This is a genomic window from Ancylobacter sp. (assembly GCF_965279025.1).
In the GTDB taxonomy this organism is placed as follows: Bacteria; Pseudomonadota; Alphaproteobacteria; order Rhizobiales; family Xanthobacteraceae; genus Ancylobacter.
The window spans coordinates 3,195,466-3,218,755 of sequence record NZ_OZ257132.1; the positions used below are offsets into that span (position 1 = coordinate 3,195,466).

Annotated in this window: 22 protein-coding genes; 13 read left to right on the plus strand and 9 right to left on the minus strand. The window is 68.4% G+C overall.

What is annotated here, in order from left to right:
* The first annotated feature begins 78 nt into the window (after positions 1–78).
* From ACQY76_RS14760 to ACQY76_RS14770, 3 genes are read left to right on the plus strand one after another with little or no spacing between them, the layout of a single operon-like run.
* The gene (locus tag ACQY76_RS14760; protein WP_428029493.1) at positions 79–2,043 is read left to right on the plus strand and encodes a rhamnan synthesis F family protein; all 1,965 of its coding nucleotides are present in this window, start codon (positions 79–81) and stop codon (positions 2,041–2,043) included.
* A gap of 55 nt (positions 2,044–2,098) precedes the next feature.
* Complete coding sequence (locus ACQY76_RS14765; protein WP_428029494.1) at positions 2,099–3,772, plus strand: NAD+ synthase; 1,674 nt, start codon at positions 2,099–2,101, stop codon at positions 3,770–3,772.
* A 5-nt stretch (positions 3,773–3,777) separates the two neighbouring features.
* A complete protein-coding gene (locus ACQY76_RS14770; RefSeq protein WP_428029495.1) occupies positions 3,778–5,124 on the plus strand; it encodes a glutamate--tRNA ligase in 1,347 nt (448 codons plus the stop codon).
* A 47-nt stretch (positions 5,125–5,171) separates the two neighbouring features.
* Here the strand turns inward: ACQY76_RS14770 and ACQY76_RS14775 are convergent, their stop codons facing one another.
* Positions 5,172–6,191 (minus strand): DUF2865 domain-containing protein, encoded by a 1,020-nt coding sequence (locus tag ACQY76_RS14775; protein WP_428029496.1) that lies wholly within the window; start codon positions 6,189–6,191, stop codon positions 5,172–5,174.
* 212 nt (positions 6,192–6,403) lie between these two features.
* On the opposite strand from ACQY76_RS14775, the gene ACQY76_RS14780 reads away from it, so the two are divergent.
* On the plus strand, positions 6,404–6,940 hold the full coding sequence (locus ACQY76_RS14780) for a CreA family protein (RefSeq protein ID WP_428029497.1): 537 nt from the start codon (positions 6,404–6,406) through the stop codon (positions 6,938–6,940).
* Positions 6,941–6,997: 57 nt separating this feature from the next.
* Here the strand turns inward: ACQY76_RS14780 and ACQY76_RS14785 are convergent, their stop codons facing one another.
* A complete protein-coding gene (locus ACQY76_RS14785) occupies positions 6,998–7,339 on the minus strand; it encodes a hypothetical protein (protein ID WP_428029498.1) in 342 nt (113 codons plus the stop codon).
* A 285-nt stretch (positions 7,340–7,624) separates the two neighbouring features.
* Between ACQY76_RS14785 and cysS the strand changes: the two genes are divergently transcribed.
* Entirely contained in the window at positions 7,625–9,019 is a 1,395-nt protein-coding gene (gene cysS, locus ACQY76_RS14790; RefSeq protein WP_428029499.1) for a cysteine--tRNA ligase, read from the plus strand.
* On the plus strand, positions 9,001–9,528 hold the full coding sequence (locus tag ACQY76_RS14795) for a GNAT family N-acetyltransferase (RefSeq protein ID WP_428029500.1): 528 nt from the start codon (positions 9,001–9,003) through the stop codon (positions 9,526–9,528). Before cysS ends, ACQY76_RS14795 begins: the two co-directional genes overlap by 19 nt.
* 44 nt (positions 9,529–9,572) lie before the next feature.
* On the opposite strand, the gene ACQY76_RS14800 is transcribed toward ACQY76_RS14795, so the two are convergent.
* From ACQY76_RS14800 to ACQY76_RS14810, 3 genes are all read right to left on the minus strand, one after another.
* Positions 9,573–10,757, minus strand: a complete 1,185-nt coding sequence (locus ACQY76_RS14800) for a linear amide C-N hydrolase (protein WP_428029501.1) — start codon at positions 10,755–10,757, stop codon at positions 9,573–9,575.
* Positions 10,758–10,874: 117 nt separating this feature from the next.
* Entirely contained in the window at positions 10,875–11,495 is a 621-nt protein-coding gene (locus ACQY76_RS14805) for a TIGR00730 family Rossman fold protein (RefSeq protein WP_428029502.1), read from the minus strand.
* 88 nt (positions 11,496–11,583) lie between these two features.
* Positions 11,584–12,819 carry a hypothetical protein gene (locus tag ACQY76_RS14810; RefSeq protein WP_428029503.1) on the minus strand — a complete coding sequence of 412 codons (1,236 nt, stop codon included), beginning with the start codon at positions 12,817–12,819 and terminating at the stop codon, positions 11,584–11,586.
* Between the two features lie 108 nt (positions 12,820–12,927).
* On the opposite strand from ACQY76_RS14810, the gene ACQY76_RS14815 reads away from it, so the two are divergent.
* From ACQY76_RS14815 to pssA, 4 genes are all read left to right on the plus strand, one after another.
* Positions 12,928–13,311: an ArsR/SmtB family transcription factor gene (locus ACQY76_RS14815; RefSeq protein WP_428029504.1), complete on the plus strand. Its 384-nt coding sequence runs from the start codon at positions 12,928–12,930 to the stop codon at positions 13,309–13,311.
* 80 nt (positions 13,312–13,391) lie between these two features.
* The gene (locus tag ACQY76_RS14820) at positions 13,392–15,347 is read left to right on the plus strand and encodes an ABCB family ABC transporter ATP-binding protein/permease (RefSeq protein WP_428029505.1); all 1,956 of its coding nucleotides are present in this window, start codon (positions 13,392–13,394) and stop codon (positions 15,345–15,347) included.
* Between the two features lie 136 nt (positions 15,348–15,483).
* Positions 15,484–16,182 carry a phosphatidylserine decarboxylase gene (locus ACQY76_RS14825; protein ID WP_428029506.1) on the plus strand — a complete coding sequence of 233 codons (699 nt, stop codon included), beginning with the start codon at positions 15,484–15,486 and terminating at the stop codon, positions 16,180–16,182.
* Between the two features lie 20 nt (positions 16,183–16,202).
* Entirely contained in the window at positions 16,203–17,087 is an 885-nt protein-coding gene (pssA, locus tag ACQY76_RS14830; RefSeq protein ID WP_428029507.1) for a CDP-diacylglycerol--serine O-phosphatidyltransferase, read from the plus strand.
* A 60-nt stretch (positions 17,088–17,147) separates the two neighbouring features.
* Here pssA and ACQY76_RS14835 read toward each other — a convergent pair whose 3' ends face one another.
* The gene (locus ACQY76_RS14835; RefSeq protein ID WP_428029508.1) at positions 17,148–17,387 is read right to left on the minus strand and encodes a transferase; all 240 of its coding nucleotides are present in this window, start codon (positions 17,385–17,387) and stop codon (positions 17,148–17,150) included.
* Positions 17,388–17,710: 323 nt separating this feature from the next.
* Positions 17,711–18,304, minus strand: a complete 594-nt coding sequence (locus ACQY76_RS14840) for a protease inhibitor Inh/omp19 family protein (protein WP_428029509.1) — start codon at positions 18,302–18,304, stop codon at positions 17,711–17,713.
* Positions 18,305–18,607: 303 nt separating this feature from the next.
* On the opposite strand from ACQY76_RS14840, the gene ACQY76_RS14845 reads away from it, so the two are divergent.
* Entirely contained in the window at positions 18,608–19,378 is a 771-nt protein-coding gene (locus ACQY76_RS14845; protein ID WP_428029510.1) for an SDR family NAD(P)-dependent oxidoreductase, read from the plus strand.
* Positions 19,379–19,460: 82 nt separating this feature from the next.
* Here ACQY76_RS14845 and chrA read toward each other — a convergent pair whose 3' ends face one another.
* Positions 19,461–20,624: a chromate efflux transporter gene (gene chrA, locus ACQY76_RS14850; RefSeq protein WP_428029511.1), complete on the minus strand. Its 1,164-nt coding sequence runs from the start codon at positions 20,622–20,624 to the stop codon at positions 19,461–19,463.
* 124 nt (positions 20,625–20,748) lie between these two features.
* Positions 20,749–21,615 (minus strand): LysR substrate-binding domain-containing protein, encoded by an 867-nt coding sequence (locus ACQY76_RS14855; RefSeq protein ID WP_428029512.1) that lies wholly within the window; start codon positions 21,613–21,615, stop codon positions 20,749–20,751.
* 228 nt (positions 21,616–21,843) lie between these two features.
* On the opposite strand from ACQY76_RS14855, the gene ACQY76_RS14860 reads away from it, so the two are divergent.
* Together ACQY76_RS14860 and ACQY76_RS14865 are read left to right on the plus strand one after the other, a co-directional pair.
* A complete protein-coding gene (locus tag ACQY76_RS14860) occupies positions 21,844–22,857 on the plus strand; it encodes a DMT family transporter (protein WP_428029513.1) in 1,014 nt (337 codons plus the stop codon).
* A gap of 75 nt (positions 22,858–22,932) precedes the next feature.
* A complete protein-coding gene (locus ACQY76_RS14865; protein WP_428029514.1) occupies positions 22,933–23,271 on the plus strand; it encodes a rhodanese-like domain-containing protein in 339 nt (112 codons plus the stop codon).
* Positions 23,272–23,290 lie beyond the last annotated feature (19 nt).

The window sequence follows — 23,290 nt, forward strand, 5'->3', positions numbered from 1 at the left end:
GCCGTGGCTCTGGCCTTCGGCGCCGGCGCTGATTAGAACGCGGCGCAGGATCTTCCGCATCGGCCCGCCCGGAGTGTCATGAACCGTCCCGAGCCTCCCTTGTCGGCGCTGCCGCCGGCGCCCGATGCCGGTGACGCGGTGGGGCGCCGCCGCTATTTCGTGCCGAAGCAGCGCGGCAAGGTTCGCCGCACCATCACCGCGTACAGCCAGAAGATCGGCCGGTTGTTCAACCGCCTGCTGTTCGAGGCGGATGGCCGGCCTGGCGCGGTGCTGCGCACGCTGCTTTTCGATGCCTATCACCGTCCCCGGCCGGCCTTCGAAGCCATTGTGTTCAAGAAGCCGGGCTGGCCCCGGCGCGCCTTTGCCCCCTGGCTGGAGCAGGCGGACGACGCCTTGGCGCCGCTCGTGGCGGGGCTGGAATTTCCCGCGGCCCCACCGCCGGGACGCCGCCGGGTGTTCGTCATCGTCGAGGCCGATGCGGCGCCGGCGCGGGACCTCGCCCGTCACCTCGGCCACGAATATGAGGTGGTCGTGCTGCGGCTCGACGGCCCGCCGCCGGGTGAGGCTGCCACCACGCCGGCCAGCGAGGTTGCCGTGGCCGTGGCGGGGCGCCGGGTGCCGCGTGCCGTGCTGGTCGAAGCGCTGGCGCTGCGGGCCTATCAGGACCGGCCTTTCTTCGCCGTCACCATCGGCGGCAAGGTCGCGGACGCGGCCGATGCCTTCGAGCGGCGCAATGTTCCGGTCGTGGCGGTGGTCGATCCTTCCGAAGCGGGCTTGGCCGACATGCCGGAACTGGCGCTGGAAAGGCTGCTGGACCGGGCCAGCGCCGTCGTCTTTCCGTCCGAGGCGGTGCGCGAGGCCGCGCTGGCCGCCCTGCCGCAGTTCGCTGCCCGCCGCCGGCGCGTGGCGGTCGCCGGGCCGCTGACCTCAGGCGTCGCCACGGTCTGCGCGCTCGGCCGCGAGATCGGCGCGGAGCTGGACAATGAGCGGGCGCTGGCGATGTCCATGGGGCCGGCGCGGCTGGAGATGCTCACCCTTCCGCGCGAGAAGGACCCGCCGGGCCTGGTCTCGCTGGAGGCGAGGCTGGAGCGCGCCATCGCCGCCTGGCGGCACAGCGCGCTGCTGCACCTCAACCCCAATCGCCCGCCGCTGCGCCGCAACTGCTCCGGCTTCCATGCGCTCATCTATGCCGAGCACCATCCGGTCGCCTGCTTCGACCAGCGTCGCTACCCGCTCTCGCACTGGGTGGAACGCGGCAGGCCCGACGGCCCGTGGACCCTGCCGGTCTTCGGCCCGCTGGCGGCGCCGGCGCCCAGCCGTCTGAAGGCCGGGCTGCACGGGCATTTCTTCTACACCGACCTGCTGCCCGAACTGCTGGAGCGGGTGGCGGCTAATGCCGCGCGGCCGGACCTTTTCCTCACCACCGACACCGCGGAAAAGGCGGACGATCTGCGCGCCCTGACGGCGGCCTATCCCGCCCCGGTGCGCGTCGATGTCGTGCCCAATCTCGGCCGGGACATCGGTCCCTTCCTCACCGCCCTGCGCGACGCGCTCACCGGCGGCGGCTATGACGTGTTCTTCCATGTGCACGGCAAGAAGACCAAAGGCCGGCGCCGCGCCATCGGCGATCCGTGGCGCAGCTTCCTGTGGGAGAACCTGATCGGCGGGCAGCGGCCGATGATCGATTCGGTTCTCGCCTGCCTGGAGGCCGATCCCAGGCTCGGGCTCGTCTACCCCGAAGACGTCAATCTGCTCGACTGGGCGCGCAATGGCCGCATCGCGGACGAGCTGCGGGCGGATCTCGGCATTGCCGAGCCGGCAGGCACCTATGTCGACTTTCCCGTCGGCAACATGTTCGCCGTGCGCCCGGCGGCGCTGGCCGGCATTCTCGCCCTTGACCTGCAATGGGACGATTATCCACCCGAGCCGATACCGCTCGATGGCACGGTCATGCACGGCGTCGAGCGGCTGCTGCCGATGGCGGTGCGCAAGGCGGGCTTCGGTGTCGCTGCCATCCGGGTTCCGGGCACGGATTGGGAGTAGGGAGCGCCGCACGCGCCCCATTGCCGCCATGCCGGGGGGAGGCTAAATCACCGCCATGTCCCAAGCCCCCGCCGACCAGCTTCTCATCGCCCTCGCGCAGCTCAACCCCATCGTCGGCGACATCGCCGGCAATGCGCGCAAGGTGCGCGAGGCGCGGGCGCTGGCGGGCGGGCAGGGGGCGGAGCTGGTGGTGTTCTCCGAGCTGTTCCTCTCCGGCTATCCGCCCGAGGATCTCGTGCTGAAGCCGTCCTTCCAGGCGGCGGTCCGTCAGGCGGTGGAGGAACTGGCGGCAGAGACCGCCGATGGCGGGCCGGCGCTGCTGGTCGGCGCGCCCTGGGTCGACGGCGGCAAGCTCTACAACGCCGTGCTGCTGCTCGAGGGCGGCACCGTGGCGGCCATCCGCACCAAGGTGGACCTGCCCAATTACGGTGTGTTCGACGAGAAGCGCGTGTTCACCCCCGGCCCGATGCCGGGCCCCATCGCCTTTCGCGGCGTGCGGCTCGGCGTGCCGGTGTGCGAGGATATCTGGTCGCCGGACGTGATCGAGTGCCTTGCCGAGACCGGGGCGGAAATCCTGCTGATCCCCAATGGCTCGCCCTATCGCCGCAGCGTCTATGACGAGCGCACCAACATCGCGGTGGCGCGGGTGGTGGAGAGCGGGCTGCCGCTCGCCTATGTCAACCAGGTCGGCGGTCAGGACGAGCTGGTCTTCGATGGCGGCTCCTTCGTGCTGAACGCCGACCGCACGCTGGCGGTGCAGCTGCCGAATTTCCAGGAGCGCGTCCGCCTCACCCGCTGGGAGCGCTGGGCGGATGGCTGGCGCTGCGAGGAGGGCGCCCGCGCCCCGCTGCTGCTGGAGGACGAGGCCGACTATGCCGCCTGCGTCATGGGCCTGCGCGACTATGTCGGGAAGAACGGCTTTCCCGGCGTGGTGCTGGGCCTCTCCGGTGGCGTCGATTCCGCGCTCGTGGCGGCGATGGCGGTGGACGCGCTGGGCGCCGCGCGGGTTCATTGCGTGATGCTGCCCTATCGCTACACCTCGGACGAATCGCTGGCCGACGCGGCCGGCGTCGCGCAGGCGCTGGGCGTGCGCTACGACATCCTTCCCATCGCCGAGGGGGTGGAGGCGCTGGAGACGGTGCTGGCGCCGCTGTTCGCGGGTACGGCCCGCGACGTGACGGAGGAGAACCTGCAGTCGCGCGTGCGCGGCACGCTGCTGATGTCGCTCTCCAACAAATTCGGCGCCATGGTGCTGACCACCGGCAACAAGTCGGAGATGTCGACCGGCTACGCCACGCTCTATGGCGACATGAATGGCGGCTATAATCCGCTGAAGGACCTCTACAAGACGCAGGTTTTCCGCCTGTGCCACCTGCGCAACCGCTGGAAGCCGGCCGAGGCGCTGGGGCCTTCGGGGATGGTCATCCCCGAGAACATCATCACCAAGCCGCCGACCGCCGAGCTGCGCGAGAACCAGAAAGACCAGGACAGCCTGCCGCCCTATGAGGTGCTGGACGCCATTCTGGAGCGGCTGGTGGAGCGTGAGCTGCCGCTTGCCGCCATCGTCGCCGAGGGCTTCGAGCCGGCGCTGGTGGCGCGTGTCGAGCGGCTGCTGAACATCGCCGAGTACAAGCGCCGGCAGGCCGCGCCAGGGGTGAAGGTGACGGCGCGCAATTTCGGCCGCGACCGTCGCTACCCCATCACCAACCGCTTCCGCGAGACGGTGTGAGCCTCATGACCCCGCCCGTCCTGCGCTTCGCCCCCTCGCCGACAGGCCTGCTGCATGTCGGCAATGCCCGAACCGCGCTCTACAACGCTCTGTTCGCGCGGCGCGGGGGCGGCACCTTCATCCTGCGCTATGACGACACCGACACCGCGCGCTCGACGCCGGCTTTTGCCGAGGCTATCGCCGGGGATGTCGCCTGGCTCGGCATCGCGCCGGACCGGGTCGAGTACCAGTCCCGCCGGCTCGCGCGCTACGATGCGGCGGTGGAGCGGCTGAAGGCGCTCGGCCGGCTCTATCCCGCCTATGAGAGCGAGCAGGAACTGGAGGCGATGCGCCAGTCGCGCCGCCGGCGTGGCCTGCCCCCGGTCTATGACCGCGCGGCGCTGAAGCTGACCGACGCCGCCCGCGCCGCGCTGGAAAGCGATGGCCGCCGCCCGCACTGGCGCTTCAAGCTCGAGGGGCGGCAGGTGGTGTGGGACGACATGGTGCGCGGGCGCCAGGGCGTCGACACGGCCACCCTGTCCGATCCGGTGCTGGTGCGCGAGGACGGCTCCTATCTCTACACGCTGACCTCGGTTGTCGACGATATCGAGATGGACGTGACCCATGTCGTGCGCGGCGAGGACCACGTCACCAATACCGGCGTGCAGATCGAGATCATCGCGGCGCTGGGCGGAACGGTGCCGACCTTCGGCCACCACAATCTGCTCACCCTGCCGAGCGGCGAGGGGCTCTCCAAGCGCCTCGGCCACCTCTCGCTGCGTGCCCTGCGCGAAGAGGGCGAGGAGGCGCTGGCGGTCGCCGCGCTTGCGGTGCTCACCGGCACCTCGCTGGCGGTGGAGCCGGTAGCCGGGCTGGACGAGCTGGCCGCCAAGATCGACTTCGCCAAGATTTCCCGCGCGCCGGCGCGGTTCGATCCGGCGGAACTGTCGGCGCTCACCGCCGCGACGCTGCATCACCTGCCTTTCGAGGCGGTGGCCGGCCGGCTGGCCGCGCTCGGCATTGGCGGCGGCGAGGCGTTCTGGCGGGCGGTGCGCGGCAATCTCGCCCGGCTGGCCGACGTCGCCGACTGGTGGCGCGTCGTGGAGGGGCCGGTCGACCCGGTGGTGGAGCCGGCCGACGCGGCATTCCTGGCGCAGGCGGCGGCGCTGCTGCCGGAAGGGCCGTGGGACAATGAGGTCTACCCGCGCTGGATCGCGGCGGTGAAACCGGCAAGCGGGCGCGCGGGGCGGACGCTGTTCCACCCGCTGCGCCTCGCTCTCACCGGGCGGGAGAGCGGCCCTGAAATGAAGGCGCTGCTGCCGCTGATCAGCCGCGAAAAGGCAGCCGCACGACTGCGGGGCGAGCGGGCCTGACAGGGCGACCGGTCAGGGCTTCTTGGCGGTCAGGGCTTATTGGTGGTTCAGGGCTTCTTGGTTGCCGGGGGCGCTGCCGGTCGCGGCTGCGCCATTTCGCGCGAGGCATCCTCGGTGACGACGATATCGCCCTTGCGCAGGGTCGGGTCTTCCTGCCCGGCAAGTGCCTGCGACCAGCTCATGCCGGTGGGGCGGCAGGTGCAGGCAGGCACGAATTGCTTCTTGAACAGCAGCGCGGTCGGCAGCGACATGTAGGTCTGGCCGTTAATGCCGACCGCCTGGTTGATATCCTCGCCCGGGTTGCGATAGGCGAACAGGCGCGCCTCCGTGCCGGGGCACTGGCGCTGGCACTGCGCCTCGTCCGAGCCGAACTTCGCCGGGGTGGCAGCGAAGGAGACCGGGAAGAAGAAGCCGTCGCAGGTGCGCACGCAGACGGTGCGATAGGTCGAGACCTTCGGCATCTCCAGCGGCTGCACGTCAAGCGGCTCGGCTTCCTCGAGCGGCACGCCGAAGAGCTGCTCGATGAAGTTGCGCGGGCGGCGGTTCTGGTTGCCGTAATTGCCGCCGGCGCCCTGGCCACTGCCCTGTCCGAGGGCTGCCTGATACTGCGCGCCGCAATTGTTCTGGGCGAGGGCATAGATGAGCTGGCGGCGCTGCTCGTCATTGCCACTCTGCTGCCCGCGCGCCTGCATCATGGTGCGGTCGAGGGTCGAGCGAACCTGCGTCAGGCGACGGTTGAGCGCCTCGCACTGCGGCGGGAGCTGCGGCTGGAAAATCAGGAAGCCCCGCTTGTCGCACCCGAGCTGGCGGACCTGGGCCGACAGGTTGGCGATGTCCTGCTGCTGCTGGGCAATGGCGGCGCCGAGATCGGGCTGGCCACCGCCGCGGCCGCGGTCGAGGCCGGCAAGCTGGCCTTCCAGCCGGATGCAGGTCGAGCGATCGCCGCCGTCCACGCTTCCGGGCGGATAGTCCTGCGCGCCTGCGAGGCCGGTCGAGGCGACGAGCATCGCGGCGGCCAGGAAACGGACGGCGCGGCGGGCAGCGAGGCGGTGGCGGCGGAATGTCATCAAGGGGACTGCAATCGGGTGTCGGAGATGAGCCGGTGTGCCGGAATCGGGCGGAGGCCGCAAGGAGCACTGCAAGGTTGTCGAAAGTTTGAAGCGGCTTTCGCCCCGGAGCACAAGCGGGTAACCGTTCGTCATGCGTCGCGGCCGCCGCCCGTTGCGCTGCCTTCGCGCACCCCCATATGCGGAGCGTTGCGATCGGAGTTCACATCCGCATGACACGCGCCTTCCGGGTTTCCACGTTCCGCGCTTTCGCTCTCGCCGCCCTCGTGCTGGCCACCAGTCTCGCAGCCGGCCCCGTCCGGGCGCAGGAGCCGGACCTCATCTTCCGCAAATCGACGGTGTGGAAATTCCTCACGCCCGACGACAAGCTGGCGACCTATGGGATCGACGACCCCGTGGTGGATGGCGTGGCCTGCCACTACACCGTGCCCGAGAAGGGCGGCGTGAAAGGCATGCTGGGCGTCGCGGAGGAGGTGTCGGACATCTCGATCGCCTGCCGGCAGATCGGCCCCATCACCTTCAAGAGCAAGTTCGACCAGGGCGATATCGTCTATCGCGAGAGCCGCTCGCTGATCTTCAAGAAGATGCAGATCGTGCGTGGCTGCGACGCCAAGCGCAACGTGCTGGTCTATCTGGTCTATTCCGACAGGCTGATCGAGGGCAGCCCGAAGAACTCGACCTCGACCGTGCCGGTCATGCCGTGGGGTGCGACCAATGAGGCGCCCAAATGCGGCGACTATCTGAAATGAGGCGCGGGGCGCGTCTGCTCGACGCGCCCGAGATCGAAGCGTGCAGGCGCGATGCGCTCAGCGCGCGCAGGTGATGGCGACGGCTTCCTGGCAGGCCGCGCCTTCGCAGGCGGCGGTGCGCACCGGCTTGGCGCTGGCCTTGACCGGCGTAGCGTCCGAGCGGGCGATGCCGAAGCTGGTGGCGCGCTCGAAATCATGCACGCGGCACCAGGCATCTGCCATCGCCTGGCCGCAGGGCGAGCCGGAGGCGACGCAGGTGTCGATTCCGTAGCCGTCTGACAGGTCGACAAGGAAGATGCCGTTGCTCTCGTCCGCCACGGCGAGGCCGGGTGCGAACGACAGGGCAAGGGCGAACAGGGCAGGACGGAGGCGGCGGAAGCCGCGTGCATTCGCGATCATGGCGGGAGCATTTCTTGTGACGACAAGGTGGCGGCAGGACAACGCGAATGTGGCGAAAAGGTTTGAACCGACCCTTAATGTTTTTCGCGCGCTCGTCGTCGTTGGCGGGGGATAGCCCGGCCCGCCCCGCAGCGTCAACCATACCGCGATCCGCCGTCATGCGATTGGCCGCGTGACCGGGCGAATGCGCAGATATGCGGCGTTCGGCTTGACGCGGCCGGCCAAACCGACGACAGACGCGGCGCCGTGCCTCACCTGACGCGGCAGGATCCGGAAGGCACAGATATGTCGGGCACCAACGCGCAGGCGCTTCCCGAGCTCAAGCTCTACAACACGCTCTCCCGGACCAAGGAGGTGTTCGCACCGCTCGATCCGGCGAAGGTGCGCATGTATGTGTGCGGCCCGACGGTCTATGACTTCGCCCATATCGGCAATGCGCGCCCGGTGATCGTGTTCGATCTGCTCTACCGGATGCTCCGCCACCTCTATGGCGCCGACCATGTCAAATATGTGCGCAACATCACCGACGTGGACGACAAGATCAACGCGCGCGCCGCCAGCGAATTCCCGGGCCTCAACCTCAATGAGGCGATCGGCCGGGTGACCTTCACCACCGAGGCGCAGTTCCACGACGATCTCGAAGCGCTCGGCGTGCTGCACCCGGATGTGGAGCCGCGCGCCACCGAGCATATTCATGAGATGCGCCAGCTGATCGAGAAGCTGGTGGCCTCCGGCCACGCCTATGTCGCCGAGGACCACGTGCTGTTCTCGGTGCCGTCCATGCCCGATTACGGCAAGCTCTCGAACCGGCCGCTGGACGACATGCTGGCCGGCGCCCGGGTCGATGTCGCGCCCTATAAGAGGGACGCGATGGACTTCGTGCTGTGGAAGCCCTCCAAGCCCGGCGAGCCGGGCTGGACGTCGCCCGCCGGCATCGCGGCGCAGGGCCGTCCGGGCTGGCACATTGAGTGCTCCGCCATGTCGTGGAAGCATCTGGGCGAGACCTTCGACATTCATGGCGGCGGCATCGACTTGGTCTTCCCGCACCACGAGAACGAAGTCGCGCAGTCGCGCTGCGCCTTCCATTCCGGCGTGATGGCCAAGGTATGGATGCATAATGGCTTCCTGCAGGTGGAAGGCGAGAAGATGTCGAAATCGCTCGGCAACTTCATCACCATCCGCCAGTTGCTCGCCGACTGGCCCGGCCCGGTGCTGCGGCTGAACATGCTGAAGACCCATTACCGCCAGCCCATCGACTGGACGCTGAAAGGGCTGGAGGATAGTGCCAAGACGCTGGAACAGTGGTTCGACGCGGCGGCGCCCGACGCCTATCCGCGCCCTGCGACGGCGGTGCTGGAGGCATTGGCCGACGACCTGAACACGCCCAAGGCCATCGCCGAGATGCACGCCTTGCGCGACCATGCCGGCAAGAAGGCGCTGGCGGGCACGCTGGCCTTTCTCGGCTTCGAGCCCGGCCCGCTGGAGGCCTGGGCGGCGGCGCGGGTGCCCGAGCTTTCCATTCCGGCCGAAGCGGTCGAGGCGCGGATCGCCGAGCGCATCGAGGCCCGCCGCAACCGCGACTGGGCGGCCTCCGACCGCATCCGCGACGAGCTTCTGGCGCTCGGCGTGGCGCTGAAGGACAACAAGGACGGCACCACCTCATGGGAGCCGAAGCGGTGAGCGGGGACGCGAAGAAGGCCCCGGCCGCCGCGCTGCGCCCGGCGTTGCCGGGCGATGTGCCGATGCTCGCCGCCATCGCCGAGGCGGCAATTCTCGAACTGACCGGCGAGGATTACGACACGGATCAGCAGGAAGCCTGGGCGGCTGTGGCCTCCGACGAAGAGGCGCTGGCGGCACGGCTCACCGACCAACTCACGCTTGTCGCCACGCGCGAGGGCGAGACGGTGGGCTTCATCGCGCTGGCCGACAACCGGCTGATCGATATACTCTATGTGCGCCCTGAAGTAGCGGGCGAGGGCATCGCGGCGCTGCTCTATGACGCCGTCGAGCGGCTGGCGGGTGCGCGCGGGGCGACGAGCCTCACCGTCGATGCCAGCGACACCGCGCTCGATTTCTTCACCAAGCGCGGCTTCACTCCCAAGCAGCGCAACACCGTCTCGCTCGGCGGGGTCTGGCTCGGCAACACGACGCTGGAAAAGACGCTGGCGGCTCCTGAGACGACGCACTGACGGCAAGCACCCGGAACATCGCCCGGGCGCTTTTCTCATTCCCCTCAGGGTGCCTTGGCGGCGATGAGAGCGGCGGTGGCGTCGCCAGCCATGCCGTTCAGCGTTGCCAGCGGCAGCGAGACCACCGCGTCGCCGGCCGCGAGCTTGGTGAGATCGAAGCTGCTGTAGTTCATCCCGCCATAGGTGCGGACATAGAGCACGCTGCGGTTCAGATCGGTCAGCGCCGTCCAGGACGTGTATTCGCTGGTGAAGGGCGGGGAATCCTTGGTAGCCACCGCCGCGATGCCCTCATTGCCCCCAGAGTTGGTGTCGATGGTGATGTCCTTGGGGCGGTCGAAATTGTTCATGATGTGGGCGAGCGTGCGCACCGCGTCGTCGGGCTTGGTCACCTTTTGCGCGTATTGCGAATAATAGACCGCGCGTACAAAGCGCCCCACCGATGTGTTCGACGCCGGCAGTCCCGCCGTGGCGATGCCGGAATCGGGCTGGGCCACCTTCAGCGAGCCGAACTGGCCGCTCGACTGATCGACATTGCTGAGGAAGGTGTAGTTGTTCAGGTTGGTGAGATGCCAGGGCAGTTCCGGCCCGTTGGTCATCACCCCCACCGGGTTGTCGTAGACGGTCTGCTTGCCATTGGCGAATTCGATGACGATCGAGGCGCCGCTCCGGTCATGCAGCACATAGTGGAACGGCGATTTGGCGTTGCCGAGCACGGCCAGGGGGGCAAGCAGCACCGGCTGGCTGGCAAGTGCGGCCTTCACTTCGGCCACGTCCTGGAACTGGCCGAGCGTCCAGGAACCAAGATCGATGGCGGAGAGCGCAGCCTTGGTCATCTCGAAGGCGCGCGCGGGCCCAGCGGCGCCGGCGAAGGCGAGCAGGCTGAAGGTGAGGCCCCTCTCGTTGAAGCCCTCGACGATCTTCAAATCGTCAAGCGAGCCGTCCGGCACGGTGATCGCGAGCATGCGGTATTTGGTGGTGTAGGTGAGCGCGGGGGCACCGGCGTCGGCGGTCGACGTATAGCGCTGGCCGGCCGGGAGATAGGTCGCCCGGTAGGGAAGCTCCATCGCCAGCTCCAGCGTGCGGCCGAAATAAACCCCGCCATTGGCATCGCGATAGATCAGCGAGGTGCAGGCCTGCGCGCTCGGCGCGACCGCGAGGGTGAGTGAGATACCGGCCGCTGGCAGCAGCCGTGCCAGGGAGCGGCGGCCGATATGGGTGGAGAACGACATGATGAACTCGTGCGGGCCGGAGTGGCGACGGCCCTTGAATACCGTCCTTGGCCTCGCAACGCCATCGCCCTCGGCATCACGAAAGCCGGAGGGAGGCCGGCCCGCAAGGCCGACCACTCACATCCGGTCGAGCACCCGCTCCTCGGCCTCGCCGTGCAGTTCCCCCTCGCCGAGATGGGCGACGGCGCCTTGCAGCTTGGGCAGAATGGCGCGCACATTATGCGCCACCAGCAGCTTTACCGGGCGGGCGATGTTGACGAAGCCGGTCGACTGCATGTGGTCGAGCAGCGTCAGCAGCGGGTCCCAGAAGCCGGCGATGTTCAGCGCCATCACCGGCTTGGAGTGCCGATTGAGCTGCACCCAGGTGAGCTGCTCGATCAATTCCTCCAGCGTGCCGATACCGCCCGGCAGCGCGATGAAGGCATCGGCGCGCTCGAACATCAGTCGCTTGCGCTCATGCATGTCCTTGGTGACGATCAGCTCGTGAGCGTGGTCGAAGGCCTGCTCCTTGCCGAGCAGGAAGTCGGGGATGATTCCCGTCACCTTGCCGCCGGCCTCGGCGCAGGCGCGGGCGGTCGCCCCCATCAGCCCCACGCCGCCGCCGCCATAGACGAGGCGGATGCCTTCGGCGGCCAGTAACCGGCCGAGGGCCGTAGCCGCTTCGAGATAGACGGCCTCGGCTCCCGTAGCCGCACCGCAATAGACGCATATGCTCTTGATCTTTGTCATAGATACCATGGTGCACTGCGCAATAGGCCCGTCAAGTCCGGCCGTCCGGCCTGCGGTGTGAAGTTGCTGCGGGGCGTCGAGGTTCCGTGAGGACCGCTCACAGACCTTCGCGTGCTCGATAGTCGTCTACTGCGGAACGGACAAGCGGGCGCAGGACATTGACGAAGGTGTTCACCCGTTCGGCCAGCCATGCGAAGGCCAGTTCGCGCTGGCCGGGGTTTTCAAGGTCTGAGAAGCTGCGATGGTCGCCGACTTTCGGGCGGCCATAGCTGTCCTTCCAGAGTGCCGCCGTGCCGCCCAGTTGGGGCTGAACGGAGTTCCATTCCTCGGCGATCGTCGCCGCCGCGTATTCACCCGCGCTGTTGCGCGAGGCGGACAGGAAAACGCCCACCTCGTTCTTCTTCATGTCGCGATAAACCGTCAGCCAGCTGCTGCCATTCGGCGCCGGGAACATGAAGCTGAGATAGCCCTGCCGCGCGGGACGGGGAATCGGCTGCTCGGGGTCGTCGAGCTTCAGAACGGCGAGGAACTCTTTCCAGAATTGCTGGCGCCTGGCCGCCAACTCGGCCTGGTCGGGGTCTATCGACTCCGCGCTTTCGTCATCAGAGCCAACATCGGCGATGGCCATGCCTTCCGGAACCGCAACGACCTGGCGGACAATGTTGACGGTGCGGGCCAGCACCCGGGGCGTCACGAGGCGGCTGCCGTCGGGAAGGAGGAAGATGGGAAGCTCGACCAGACCGAAGGAGAAGTGAAGGCCCGCGTGCCTTTGCAGATATTCGGTGATGGCCTCTACGCCCTCACGGATGCCGTAGCCGACGATCAGAAGAAGGAAGCGCCCACGTCGGAGATTGGAACTGAGGGCATCGTTGAAGGCGATCTCGTCCACCTCGGGCGCGACCTCTCGCACCTTCTCCAGGAGAATATTGCCGGTCGTCCGCAGCCGCACATTGGCCTCGCGCTGAAGGTCCGACTGGGTCCAGCGGCTAAGCTCCTTGGCATAATCGAGAATCTGGCCGACCACCTCCCGCCGACCTTCCGGATTGCGCCAAAGCTTGCACTCCACAAGCACCGGCAGGCCGCCCGGCGTGACCAGGAAATTGTCGATGGGGCCGGCGGGCGTGCGCAGTTCGCGGCAAATCGAAACGGCGCCGACAAAGGTGGGGTCGATCTCCTCGATTGGCAGAACAGTCGGATGCTCGTGCACCAGCCGCTGAATATCGGTCTCGGCGACAGCTCCCTCGCCAGCCAGCATCGCCATTGGCGTCAGCTTCAAGGGGGCAGTGGTGCTGTCGCTGCGCAGGAGCAGCGGAGTGGCATGCTGGCGAGACACGAATCGACCTTCTCCGTGGATGGGACACCACTATGAGTGGCATCGGGGTAGTTGTCGCCTCACGCTGGCCGCTGCCGTCTTGAAATCATCGTCTATCGACGATAGACGATGACGATGTCTTCCGCCTCCGCCTCTTCCGAACGCGACGATGACCTGCTGGCCCTGCGCCTGCGGGCGCTGGCGCATCCGGCGCGGCTTGCCATTGTGCGGGCGCTGGCGCGGAACGAGCGCTGCCAGTGCGGGCAGATCGTGCGCGGGCTGGCGCTGGCCCAGTCCACCGTCTCGCAGCACCTGAAAGTGCTGAAGGAGGCGGGGCTCATCACCGGCACCATCGAGGGGCCGCGCTCCTGCTACTGCCTCGACCGCGCGACCGTCGCGGCATTGGCGGAGGATCTGGCGCCGCTCTTCGCCCTGCTCGTCGCGACGCCTCCGGCCGTGCCCGGCGGCAGCGAGGCCGGCAACCCTGATACGCGCGAGGACGCTCTGGTCTGAGCGCCCCACGTCCCTATCTGCACGACAGCCGACACCAACCGGGCCCCTGCCGCCCGCGACTGAGAAGAACTGGAATTCCTATGTCCGCAACCGATGGCGGCCCGGCCGCCTCGCGCTCCCCCAAGGCCTCCGAGATCAACCCGCGCGGCAGCCTGCTCGTCGCGCTGAGGGGCCTGTGGCCCTATCTCTGGCCGGCCGACCGGGCGGATCTGCGCACGCGCGTCGTCTGGGGCCTGCTGCTGCTGGTCCTTGCCAAGATCGCCACCATGTCGACGCCCTTCTTCTTCAAATGGGCGACCGACGCGGTAGCGGAAGGCGAGGGCGCCCGCATTTCCACCGATACCATCGCGTGGCTCATCGCCGGCCCGCTGATGCTGACGCTGGCCTATGGCTTCTCGCGCATCGTGATGGCGTCGCTGACGCAGTGGCGCGACGGGCTGTTCGCCAAGGTGGCGATCCACGCGGTGCGGCGCCTCGCGCTGGAGACCTTCCAGCACATGCACGCGCTGTCGCTGCGCTTCCACCTCGAGCGCAAGACCGGCGGCCTGACGCGGGTGCTGGAGCGCTCGCGCGAGGGCATCGAAACCATCGTGCGCATGCTGGTGCTGCATCTGGGCCCCACCATCCTCGAATTCGCGATGGTGATCGGCGTGCTGTTCTGGCAGTTCGACTGGCGCTATGTCGCGGCCACGGTGGGCATGATCCTCGGCTACACCGTCTTCACCTTCGTGATGACCGAGTACCGCATGGGCATCCGCGCGGCGATGAACGAGAGCGATACCGAGGCCAACGCCAAGGCGGTGGACAGCCTGCTCAACTACGAGACGGTGAAGTATTTCGGCGCCGAGAAATGGGAATCCGAGCGCTATGACCGCTCCATGGCTCGCTACGAGCGCGCCACCGTCACCACCCACACCTCGCTCGCCTGGCTGAATGCCGGGCAGGCGGCGATCTTCACCCTCGGCCTCACGGCGGTGATGGCGCTGTGCGTGTTCGACATCCGCGCCGGGCGCCAGTCGGTCGGCTCCTTCGTCATGGTCAACGCCATGATGGTCCAGCTCTACCAGCCGCTGAACTTCCTCGGCATGATCTATCGCGAGATCAAGCAGTCGCTGATCGACATCGAGGCGATGTTCGCCATTCTCGCCCGCTCGCCGGAGATCCGCGATCGCCCGAGCGCCGCGCCGCTGGAGCTGAAGGGCGGCACGGTGCGTTTCGAGGATGTGCGGTTCTCGTATGATCCCGAGCGCGAGATTCTCAAGGGCGTCAGCTTCGAGGTGCCGGCCGGGCGCACCGTGGCCATTGTCGGTCCCTCCGGCGCCGGCAAGTCCACCATCTCGCGGCTGCTCTACCGCTTCTATGACATCAATGGCGGGCGCATTCTGGTGGACGGGCAGGATGTGCGCGAGGTGACGCAGGCGAGCCTGCGCGCCGCCATCGGCATGGTGCCGCAGGACACGGTGCTGTTCAACGACACGCTCGGCTACAACATCCGCTACGGCCGCACCGGCGCCAGTGACGCCGACGTGGCGCGCGCGGCGGAACTGGCGCAGATCGACGGCTTTGTGCGCCGCACGCCCAAGGGCTATGCCACCGAGGTCGGCGAGCGCGGGCTGAAGCTCTCCGGCGGCGAGAAGCAGCGCGTCGCCATCGCCCGCACCATCCTCAAGGACCCGCCGATCCTCATTCTGGATGAGGCGACCTCGGCGCTGGACAGCCACACGGAGCGTGAAATCCAGGACGCGCTGGAGCGGGTCTCGCGCGGGCGCACCACGCTGGTCATCGCCCATCGCCTGTCGACCGTGGTGGGCGCCGACGAGATCATCGTGCTGGAGCATGGCAGCATCGCCGAGCGTGGCACCCATAACGAGCTGATGGACCGGCAGGGCCTGTACCACTCCATGTGGGAACGCCAGCGCGAGGCCGAGCGGGCGCGCGAGACGCTGAAGGCGGCCGGCGAAGCGGACGAGGACGACGCGGATGCGGCCATCGCCGCGCCCACCTCCGTGGCGGCACCGGACGCCGTCGTCGCCTGAAGCCCTTCCGCACCGGCTTGGCTGCCGGTGCGGAACCATGTCGCGCATCCGGCATTTGACGGGCGGGCCGGCTGGCCCTACCTCTCGCGGCAGGACCCGGTCCTGCCCCATGGGCGCCGGGCAGAAAGGCTAGTTGATGTCCGTCCTCGATTCGATCCGCAGCGGTCTCGCCCCCGTTCATCGGGAAGGCTACCCCTTCATCCTGATCGGCGCTGCCGTCTCGGCGGTGCTGCTGTGGCTGTTCCCGCCGCTGGGCTGGATCTGCGTGCTGATCACGCTGTGGATCTGCTATTTCTTCCGCGATCCCGAGCGGGTGACGCCGGTGCGCGAAGGCCTAGTTGTGTCTCCCGCCGACGGGCGCGTCTGCCTTGTCGGCCCGGCCGTGCCGCCGGTCGAGCTGGGGCTGGGCGATTTGCCGCTGCCGCGCGTGTGCATCTTCATGAACGTGTTCGACGTGCATGTGAACCGGGCGCCGCTGGCCGGCCGCATCACCCGCATCGCCTATCGCCCCGGCAAGTTCCTCAATGCCGACCTCGACAAGGCGAGCGAGGACAATGAGCGCAGCGGCATGGTGCTCGACACCGCCATCGGCCCGGTGGGCGTGGTGCAGATCGCCGGCCTGGTGGCGCGGCGCATCGTCAGCTTCGTGCGCGAGGGCGACCTGCTGGCGCCGGGCGAGCGCTTCGGCCTGATCCGCTTCGGTTCGCGCGTCGACGTCTACCTGCCGCTGGGCACCCGTCCGGCCGTGGCCGAGGGCCAGCGGGCGATTGCCGGCGAGACGGTTCTGGCGGATCGTGCGGCGCTGGGCACCGAGCCGACCTTCCGCGTCGATTGATCCAACCGAGCGAGCGTGCGATGGCCGATCCTTTCTCTCCCTTCGAGCCCGAGGCGACCGAACCGCCGCGCCGGCGTTTCCAGGCGGTGCCGCTGCGCGTGCTGCTGCCCAACCTGGTGACGCTGCTGGCACTGTGCGCCGGCCTCACCGGCATTCGCATGGCGATCGAGGGGCGGCTGGAACTGGCGCTCGGTGCCATCGTGCTGGCGGCGGTGCTCGACGGTCTCGATGGCCGGCTCGCCCGGATGCTGCAGGGAACGTCGCGCTTCGGCGCCGAGCTCGACAGCCTCTCGGACTTCGTCTGCTTCGGCGTGGCGCCGGGGCTGGTGCTGTATATGTGGGGGCTGGAGACGCTCGGCTCGGTCGGCTGGATCGCCGCCCTGGCCTTCGCCATCTGCGCGGCGTTGCGCCTCGCCCGCTTCAACGTGATGCTGGAAGACCCCAACAAGCCGCCCTTCGCCGGCGACTTCTTCACCGGCGTGCCGGCGCCTGCCGGGGCGATCTGCGTGCTGCTGCCGGTCTATCTGGAACTGATCGGCCTGCCGCGCCTCATCGCTTCGCCGGCGGTGGCGGCGTTTTACTGTCTGTGCCTGGCGTTGCTGATGGTGTCGAAGGTGCCGGCCTTCTCCGGCAAGCGTCTCGGCGCGCGCATCCCCCGCGACAAGGTGCTGCCGCTGTTCGTGTGCGTGGTGCTGTTCGTGGCGGTGCTGGTCACGTGGCCGTGGACCGTGCTGTCCATCATCTGCGTCGCCTATCTCGCGGCGCTGCCGTTTTCGGCCATGCGCTACACGCAGCTGGCGCGCGAACATGAGAAGAAACAGATGGTCGCGGCGGGAAATGCCGGACCGCACGCCGCGCCTGTTACCGGCGAGGACCGCAGCGACCGGCCCGGGCACCTCAACTAGACGCTGCCGCACATTTCAAGACGGGATTGCCGGACCGAACCGGCCAAAGGAAAGTGCCGTTCAGCGGGCGCGCAGCTTCATGGCATCGACCCGCGCCGCGAGAGATGCGCTGGGGAAGGCCTGCCTCAGCACGCGCAGGGCCTCCGCGTCCGAGCCGGGACGGGCGAGATCGAGGTGCTGGGACATCATCTGCGCCACCGTGGCCGGCTCGCGCCGGGGATAGCCGATCCGGGGGGCGTCAGCTTCGCGCAGCTTGGCGGCAGCCGGAACCGTCACTGTCACGCTCGCAGACTGCAGCATCACAACTTCCTCCGATCGCCGACACGAATCAATCAGCTTTCCTCATGCTTAAAATGAGGCCGATGAGCGTGAAACGCACGATCTAATTTTACGTTCCCGATCTTGTGAACGAGGGTGTGGCCAAGTTCTCACAGCCCACCTTCGTCGTCCTTCGAGACAACACGAAGACGAGGCGCTGGTATTTTCAATATCCAACCGGAATGTCCGCCTCGCACGACGTCGCGGGACGCGCGGAACAAGGCGGGGAGGGAGCCAACGGGCGAGGAATGACGCGGTCCCGGAGGGGCAGGCTGGACAGCGCCGCTTGAAACGGGCTGCGGGCGTCAGGAGCGCGTCAGCGTCACCTTGGCGCCGTCGCCGGTGGCGACGCCGTCATACTGGCCGGTGGCGGCCGGCTGGAGCCGCGCCGTGACCTTGCCGACATGGTTCTGCAAGACAATCTCGTTGCCCCACACATCCCAGCCCTTGGTCATGAAGATGTCGTTCGGGCAGTCGACATCGGCGGTGGCGGCGAAGCCGGACATGCCGCGCTCGGTCGACAGCGTGACCTTGCAGCTCTTCTGGCCGTCGTCCCACGCGAATTTCCAGGTGCCGGCGAGTTGGGTGCGCGCGGCGCCCGGCTCGGCATAGGCGACGCCGCCCGGCGCGGTGGCGGGCGGCGGGGCGAGCGCCACCTGCGAGGCGGTGGTGCGCTCTGTCGGGGTCACGGCGGCGGCGGCGGTGCTGGCCGAGGCGCCGTAGGTCGTCGCGGCCGGCGCCGGGAAGGGCGCGCTGGTGATCGAGCCCGAGGGGGCCGGGGTGATCTGGCTGGTCTCGACCGGGCTCGAATCCTTGTCGCCGAACCCGTCGAGCACCGTGCTGCATCCGCCCAGAAGGAGGGCGGTTGCGGACGTGATGGCGACGGCGGTGAACTTCATCGACGCTGTACTCCTCGCCCGGCAAAGTTCGCCGGACGTCTGCTCAGATTCTACACGGTGCGCGGCCTCGCGTGGCATTCGCACACTCCCTGTTTCCCCGGGGAAGATGGCATCAGCATGACCCCAACGCCCCGCAACGTGTCTTGGCTTCCGCTAGGGCCCCATTTCGCGCGGTTATGCTCAACGAAGGCTTAACGCGGCCGCACTACCGAAGGCAGCTGCCGGAGGTGGCTTTTGTACGCCGGCACGTTCAATTCTGCCGCAAACTGTTCTATGTGCGATGCAGCGAAGAGGAGTTGCGCCATGTACCAGATGCTGGATCCCGCCACACTGCGTGTCCTTGTCACCGGAGCGACCTCCGGCATCGGCGCCGCCACGGCCCGGCGCTTTGCGCTGGCGGGCGCCCGCGTCGTCGGCACCGGCCGCCGCGCCGACCGCCTGATCGCGCTGCGCGATGAACTCGGCAGCCATTTTCACCCGCTGGAAGTCGATGTGCGCGACAATGACGCCCTGGTCGCCGCGCTGGCCGGCGTCCCGGAGGCCTTCGCCCCGTTCAACGTGGTGTTCGCCAATGCCGGCCTCGCGCTGGGGCTGGAGCCGGCGCAGAAGGCAAGCCTCGACGACTGGGACGACATGGTCGAGACCAACATCAAGGGCCTGCTCTACACCGTCCGGGCGACGCTGCCGGCGATGGTGGAAGCCAAGGAGGGGCACGTGCTGTTCACCGGCTCGGTCGCCGGCGATTACGCTTATCCCGGCGGCAACACCTATGGGGCGACCAAGGCCTTCGTGAAGCAGTTCGCGCTCAACCTCATCTCCGACGTTGCCGGGACGGGGGTGCGCGTGACCAATATCGAGCCGGGCATGGTCGAGACCGAGTTTTCGCTGGTGCGCTTCCATGGCGATGCCGCGAAGTCGGAGGGGGTCTATGCCGGCACCGAGGCGATGAGTGGCGAGGATATCGCCGAGCAGGTGTTCTTCGCGTCCACCCTGCCGCGCCGCGTCAACATCAACCGCATTCAGGCGTTCGCCACCTGCCAGAGCTTCGCCCCGTTCAAGGTGTCGCGCGGCTGACCTCCGCAGCTTGCAGCGGTAGTTTCTGCAGCCTGGGTTTGCAGCAGCACTGCACTGCCGCCCTGCCGCGCGCGGGGGGATCTTACAGCAGGAAGGCGCCGCCGAGCGCGGCGCCCGCGACCACCGCCCAGGCCGGCACGCGCCACAGCGCCAGCGCCAGATAAGCGAGCAGTGCCAGTGCGAAGGCGCGGCCGGAGGTGATGCTCGATGTCACCACCGGGTCCCAGAACGCCGCGCCGAGCAGGCCGACCACCGCGGCATTGACGCCCGCGAGGCCGTCGCGCACCCGCCGGTTCGCCGCCAGCCGGGTCCAGAAGCGCAGCGCCGCGAAGACGAGCAGGGCCGAGGGCAGGAACGCCGCAACCAATGCCAGCAGGCCGCCCGCCACGCCCTGCAGCGAGCCCGGCATCATGGCGCCGACATAGGCGGCAAAGCTGAACAGCGGGCCCGGTACCGCCTGCGCCGCGCCATAGCCGGCGAGGAACACCTCGCGCGTCAGCCCGCCGGGTTTCACCACTTCCGCCTCGATAAGCGGCAGCACCACATGCCCGCCACCAAAGACCAGCGCGCCGGCGCGGTACAGCGTGTCGAACAGCGCGATGCCGGCATTGCCGCTGGTCTGCGCCAGCAGGGGAAGACCGACGAGCAGCACCACAAAGAGCGCGAAAGCGGCCACGGAAGCAGCGCGGCCGGGCAGATACGTCCCCGCCGGCTCGCGCACCGGCGTGCCGTCGAGCCGAATGAAGGCGAGGCCGATGAGGGCACCGCCGACGATGACGCCAATCTGGCCGAAGGCTCCGGGCAGCAGCGCCGCCATCGCGGCGGCGAGAAGGGCGAGGCTGCGGCGCGGGCGGTCCGGGCAGAGCGTTCTCGCCATGGCGAGCACCGCGTCGGCGACGATGGCGGCGGCTGCCACCTTCAGCCCATTGAGCCATCCCCCGCCAATGCCGGCGTTGTCCGCATGCATGACGCCATAGGCGAAGGCCAGCATGAGCAGCGCCGAGGGAAGGGTGAAGCCTACCCACGCGGCCGCCATGCCGGCCGGCCCGGCGCGCAGCAACCCGGCCGCCATGCCGACCTGGCTGGACGCCGGGCCGGGGAGGAACTGGCACAGCGCCACGAGGCTGGCATAGCTCTCCTCGCTCAGCCACCGTCGGCGGCCCACGAGTTCCTCGCGGAAAAAGCCGAGATGCGCCACCGGCCCGCCGAACGAGGTCAGGCCGAGACGCAAGAAGACAAGGAACACCTCCAGGGGCGTTCCCTTTTCTGTGGACTCGACAGGGGCCGGCGCATCGCTCATGGCGCAGCGATAGCGCGGCGCTGCAGGCTCTGCATGTGAATTTTCGACGCCGCGGCGCGCGTCCGGCGGATCAGGCGGCTTCCACCACCGGCATGGCCAGCGCCGCGCGCAGCATGTCGGCCAGGCGGCGGGCCGCCGAGGAGGCGGCGGGCGCGAGGAACAGCGCGATCTCTATATCCGGCAGCGGCGGCAGGCCCTCCGCCGCGCCCAGCCGGCGCCAATCCGCCGGCGCGGCGCATTCCGGCAGGGCGGTGATGCACAACCCGGTCTCGATGGCCGCGTGGATGCCACCTTGCGAGGACGAGGTGCAGGCGACGCGCCAGCCAAGTCCCGCCTTGTCCAGGCTGGAGGCAATGTGCGGGCGCACGCGGCAGCCGGTGGGAAAAAGCGCCAGCGGCAGCGGCGAATTGCGCTCCGGCCGGTAGCCGCGCGCCGCCAGCCAGAACAGCTTTTCGCGCTTGATGAGTTCGCCGGTCGGTCGGGCGCTGTCGCGGGTGAGCAGCGCGACGTCGATGTGCCCGCGATCGACTTCCGGCTCGATATGCTTGGACAACTCGCAGCGAATGGAAATCTCGACGCGCGGATAGGCGGCGGCAAAGCGGGCGATGGTGGGGGTGAAATAGGCGTCGACATAGTCGTCCGGCATGCCCACGCGCACGCTGCCCTCGGGCGTGCCGCCCTTCAGGTCGGCCAACGCCTCGCTCTCATAGGACAGCAGCCGGCGCGCATGGGCGACGAGGCGCTCCCCGGTCTCGGTGAGCGAAATGCCGCGCCGCGAGCGCTCCAGCAACCGGACGCCGAGATTATCTTCGAGCTGGGCGATGCGCGCGGACACCGCCGATTGTGTGCGGCCCACGCGCTCGGCCGCGGCCGTGAACCCGCCCGTATCAACAATGGCGATCAGCATGCCAAGCGATTCGGTGTCGAGATGTCGCATCGCGCCCTCCGGTCCGCCCGATGAGGATGTGCGGCGCCTGATGCCGACACACCGCCATTCATATCAGAAACGATGATGGAATGACAAAATAAACTCGCTTTCGCGATGCGTGTCTTCAGTCTAAACAGGTTGTGCTGGGGTGGGTATTCGACTCCACGCCGCAGCGAGAGCCGGAAGCCGGCTCGCCAGCGCTGCGTTCCGCCATAAATGCACCTGTCGAGTTCGGCAATGTCTCCGCCCCCCGCCGCCGTGATCGCGCCGTCGCTCGCGCTCTCTCATTCCGTCCCGTCCGCGACTGGCGAGACGCATCTGCGGCGCCAGGCGTTTTTCGCCGCGGTCCTGGCCGCGATGTGCATCGGCTTCTCGGCGCCGCTGGTCCGGCTTGCCGACGCCGGCCCCGCCGCCATTGGCTTCTGGCGTCTGTTCTTCGCGCTCGGGCCGATGCTGGTCTGGGCCTATGCCGAGCATCGCGCCGCAGCCCGCCATGCCCGTAGGGTGGGCGGCGCTACCCGACGCCCCTCGCGCAAGCAGGTGCTGCTGGCGATGCTGGCCGGGTTGTTCTTCGGCGGCGATCTCATCGTGTTCCACAAGGGGCTGGCGCAGACCAGCACCGCCAATGCGCTGCTGCTCGGCAATCTTGCCGTGGTGTTCGTGTTCGCCTTCGGCTGGCTCATCCTGCGGGAGCGGCCGACGCGCGGACTGATGGTGGCGCTGGTGATGGCGCTGATGGGCACGGTCATCATCATCGGCTCCAGCGCCTTCCACGCCAGCGGCATCGGCGGGCACCCGGTGAGCGTCGCTGGTGATGTGCTGTGTGTCCTGGCGGCTCTTTTCTATGCCAGCTACATGCTGGTCACGCGTGTGGTTCGCCGCGCCGGGAGAGGGGAGGCGCTGCCCCTGGGCGGCGGCATGGTCTCGCTCATTGCCAGCGCAACCGGCGCCGTGGTCTGCCTCGGCTGGGCGGTGGCGACCGGCGAGGTGTTGATCCCGCGGTCGCTCCAGGGGCTTCTGGCGGTGATCGGCCTTGGCCTCATTGCCCATGCGACGGGGCAGGGCCTCGCCACCTTTGCGCTGGGTCGGCTGCCGGCGGGGCTCATTTCGCTGGTTCTGCTGCTGCAGATCGTGGTCGGCGTCTCGCTGGCGGCGCTGATGTTCGGCGAAATTCCCTCGCTGACCGTTTTCCTTGGCGGCCTGCTGGTCGTCGCCGGCGTCGCGACCGCCCGCCCGGGCGGCCCCGGCTGAACGGCGGCGGCTGCAAACGCACTTGCGCTGCCGGGACAGCCGGACTACCTCCTGCCGGAGCCAAGGAGCACGACGATGCAGCCCAATCCGTTCGGTGGCGTGATCGAGAACCTCACGGTCGAGGAGGTCAAGGCCGGCCTCGACGACGGCACCATTCTGCTCGTGGATGTGCGCGAGCCGAACGAGACGGCCGCCGAGCGCATTCCCGGCGCCGTCGACTTCCCGCTTTCCACCTTCGATGTCGCCGCCTTGCCGGATCCCGGCGAGAAGACGCTGGTCTTCTCCTGCCGCTCGGGCCAGCGTTCGCAGAAGGCTGCTGCTGCCGCCCAGGCTGCGGGCCTCGACCTGCACCGGCACATGGCGGGCGGTATCCTCGCCTGGAAGGACGCGGGCTTTCCTACCGACAAGGGGTGAGGGCTCGGCGCGCGCCGCG

Excerpts from the sequence above, each read along its gene's own strand:
- ACQY76_RS14805 (WP_428029502.1), bottom strand. The coding sequence starts at position 11,495 with ATGGTATCTATGACAAAGATCAAGAGCATATGCGTCTATTGCGGTGCG.
- ACQY76_RS14840 (WP_428029509.1), bottom strand. The coding sequence starts at position 18,304 with ATGAAGTTCACCGCCGTCGCCATCACGTCCGCAACCGCCCTCCTTCTG.
- ACQY76_RS14860 (WP_428029513.1), top strand. The coding sequence starts at position 21,844 with ATGTCTCCGCCCCCCGCCGCCGTGATCGCGCCGTCGCTCGCGCTCTCT.
- ACQY76_RS14770 (WP_428029495.1), top strand. The coding sequence starts at position 3,778 with ATGACCCCGCCCGTCCTGCGCTTCGCCCCCTCGCCGACAGGCCTGCTG.
- ACQY76_RS14825 (WP_428029506.1), top strand. The coding sequence starts at position 15,484 with ATGTCCGTCCTCGATTCGATCCGCAGCGGTCTCGCCCCCGTTCATCGG.
- ACQY76_RS14785 (WP_428029498.1), bottom strand. The coding sequence starts at position 7,339 with ATGATCGCGAATGCACGCGGCTTCCGCCGCCTCCGTCCTGCCCTGTTC.
- ACQY76_RS14765 (WP_428029494.1), top strand. The coding sequence starts at position 2,099 with ATGTCCCAAGCCCCCGCCGACCAGCTTCTCATCGCCCTCGCGCAGCTC.
- ACQY76_RS14760 (WP_428029493.1), top strand. The coding sequence starts at position 79 with ATGAACCGTCCCGAGCCTCCCTTGTCGGCGCTGCCGCCGGCGCCCGAT.
- ACQY76_RS14845 (WP_428029510.1), top strand. The coding sequence starts at position 18,608 with ATGTACCAGATGCTGGATCCCGCCACACTGCGTGTCCTTGTCACCGGA.
- ACQY76_RS14855 (WP_428029512.1), bottom strand. The coding sequence starts at position 21,615 with ATGCGACATCTCGACACCGAATCGCTTGGCATGCTGATCGCCATTGTT.
- ACQY76_RS14865 (WP_428029514.1), top strand. The coding sequence starts at position 22,933 with ATGCAGCCCAATCCGTTCGGTGGCGTGATCGAGAACCTCACGGTCGAG.
- ACQY76_RS14795 (WP_428029500.1), top strand. The coding sequence starts at position 9,001 with ATGGGAGCCGAAGCGGTGAGCGGGGACGCGAAGAAGGCCCCGGCCGCC.
- ACQY76_RS14820 (WP_428029505.1), top strand. The coding sequence starts at position 13,392 with ATGTCCGCAACCGATGGCGGCCCGGCCGCCTCGCGCTCCCCCAAGGCC.
- ACQY76_RS14800 (WP_428029501.1), bottom strand. The coding sequence starts at position 10,757 with ATGTCGTTCTCCACCCATATCGGCCGCCGCTCCCTGGCACGGCTGCTG.
- ACQY76_RS14780 (WP_428029497.1), top strand. The coding sequence starts at position 6,404 with ATGACACGCGCCTTCCGGGTTTCCACGTTCCGCGCTTTCGCTCTCGCC.
- pssA (WP_428029507.1), top strand. The coding sequence starts at position 16,203 with ATGGCCGATCCTTTCTCTCCCTTCGAGCCCGAGGCGACCGAACCGCCG.
- ACQY76_RS14815 (WP_428029504.1), top strand. The coding sequence starts at position 12,928 with ATGACGATGTCTTCCGCCTCCGCCTCTTCCGAACGCGACGATGACCTG.
- ACQY76_RS14835 (WP_428029508.1), bottom strand. The coding sequence starts at position 17,387 with ATGCTGCAGTCTGCGAGCGTGACAGTGACGGTTCCGGCTGCCGCCAAG.
- ACQY76_RS14775 (WP_428029496.1), bottom strand. The coding sequence starts at position 6,191 with ATGACATTCCGCCGCCACCGCCTCGCTGCCCGCCGCGCCGTCCGTTTC.
- cysS (WP_428029499.1), top strand. The coding sequence starts at position 7,625 with ATGTCGGGCACCAACGCGCAGGCGCTTCCCGAGCTCAAGCTCTACAAC.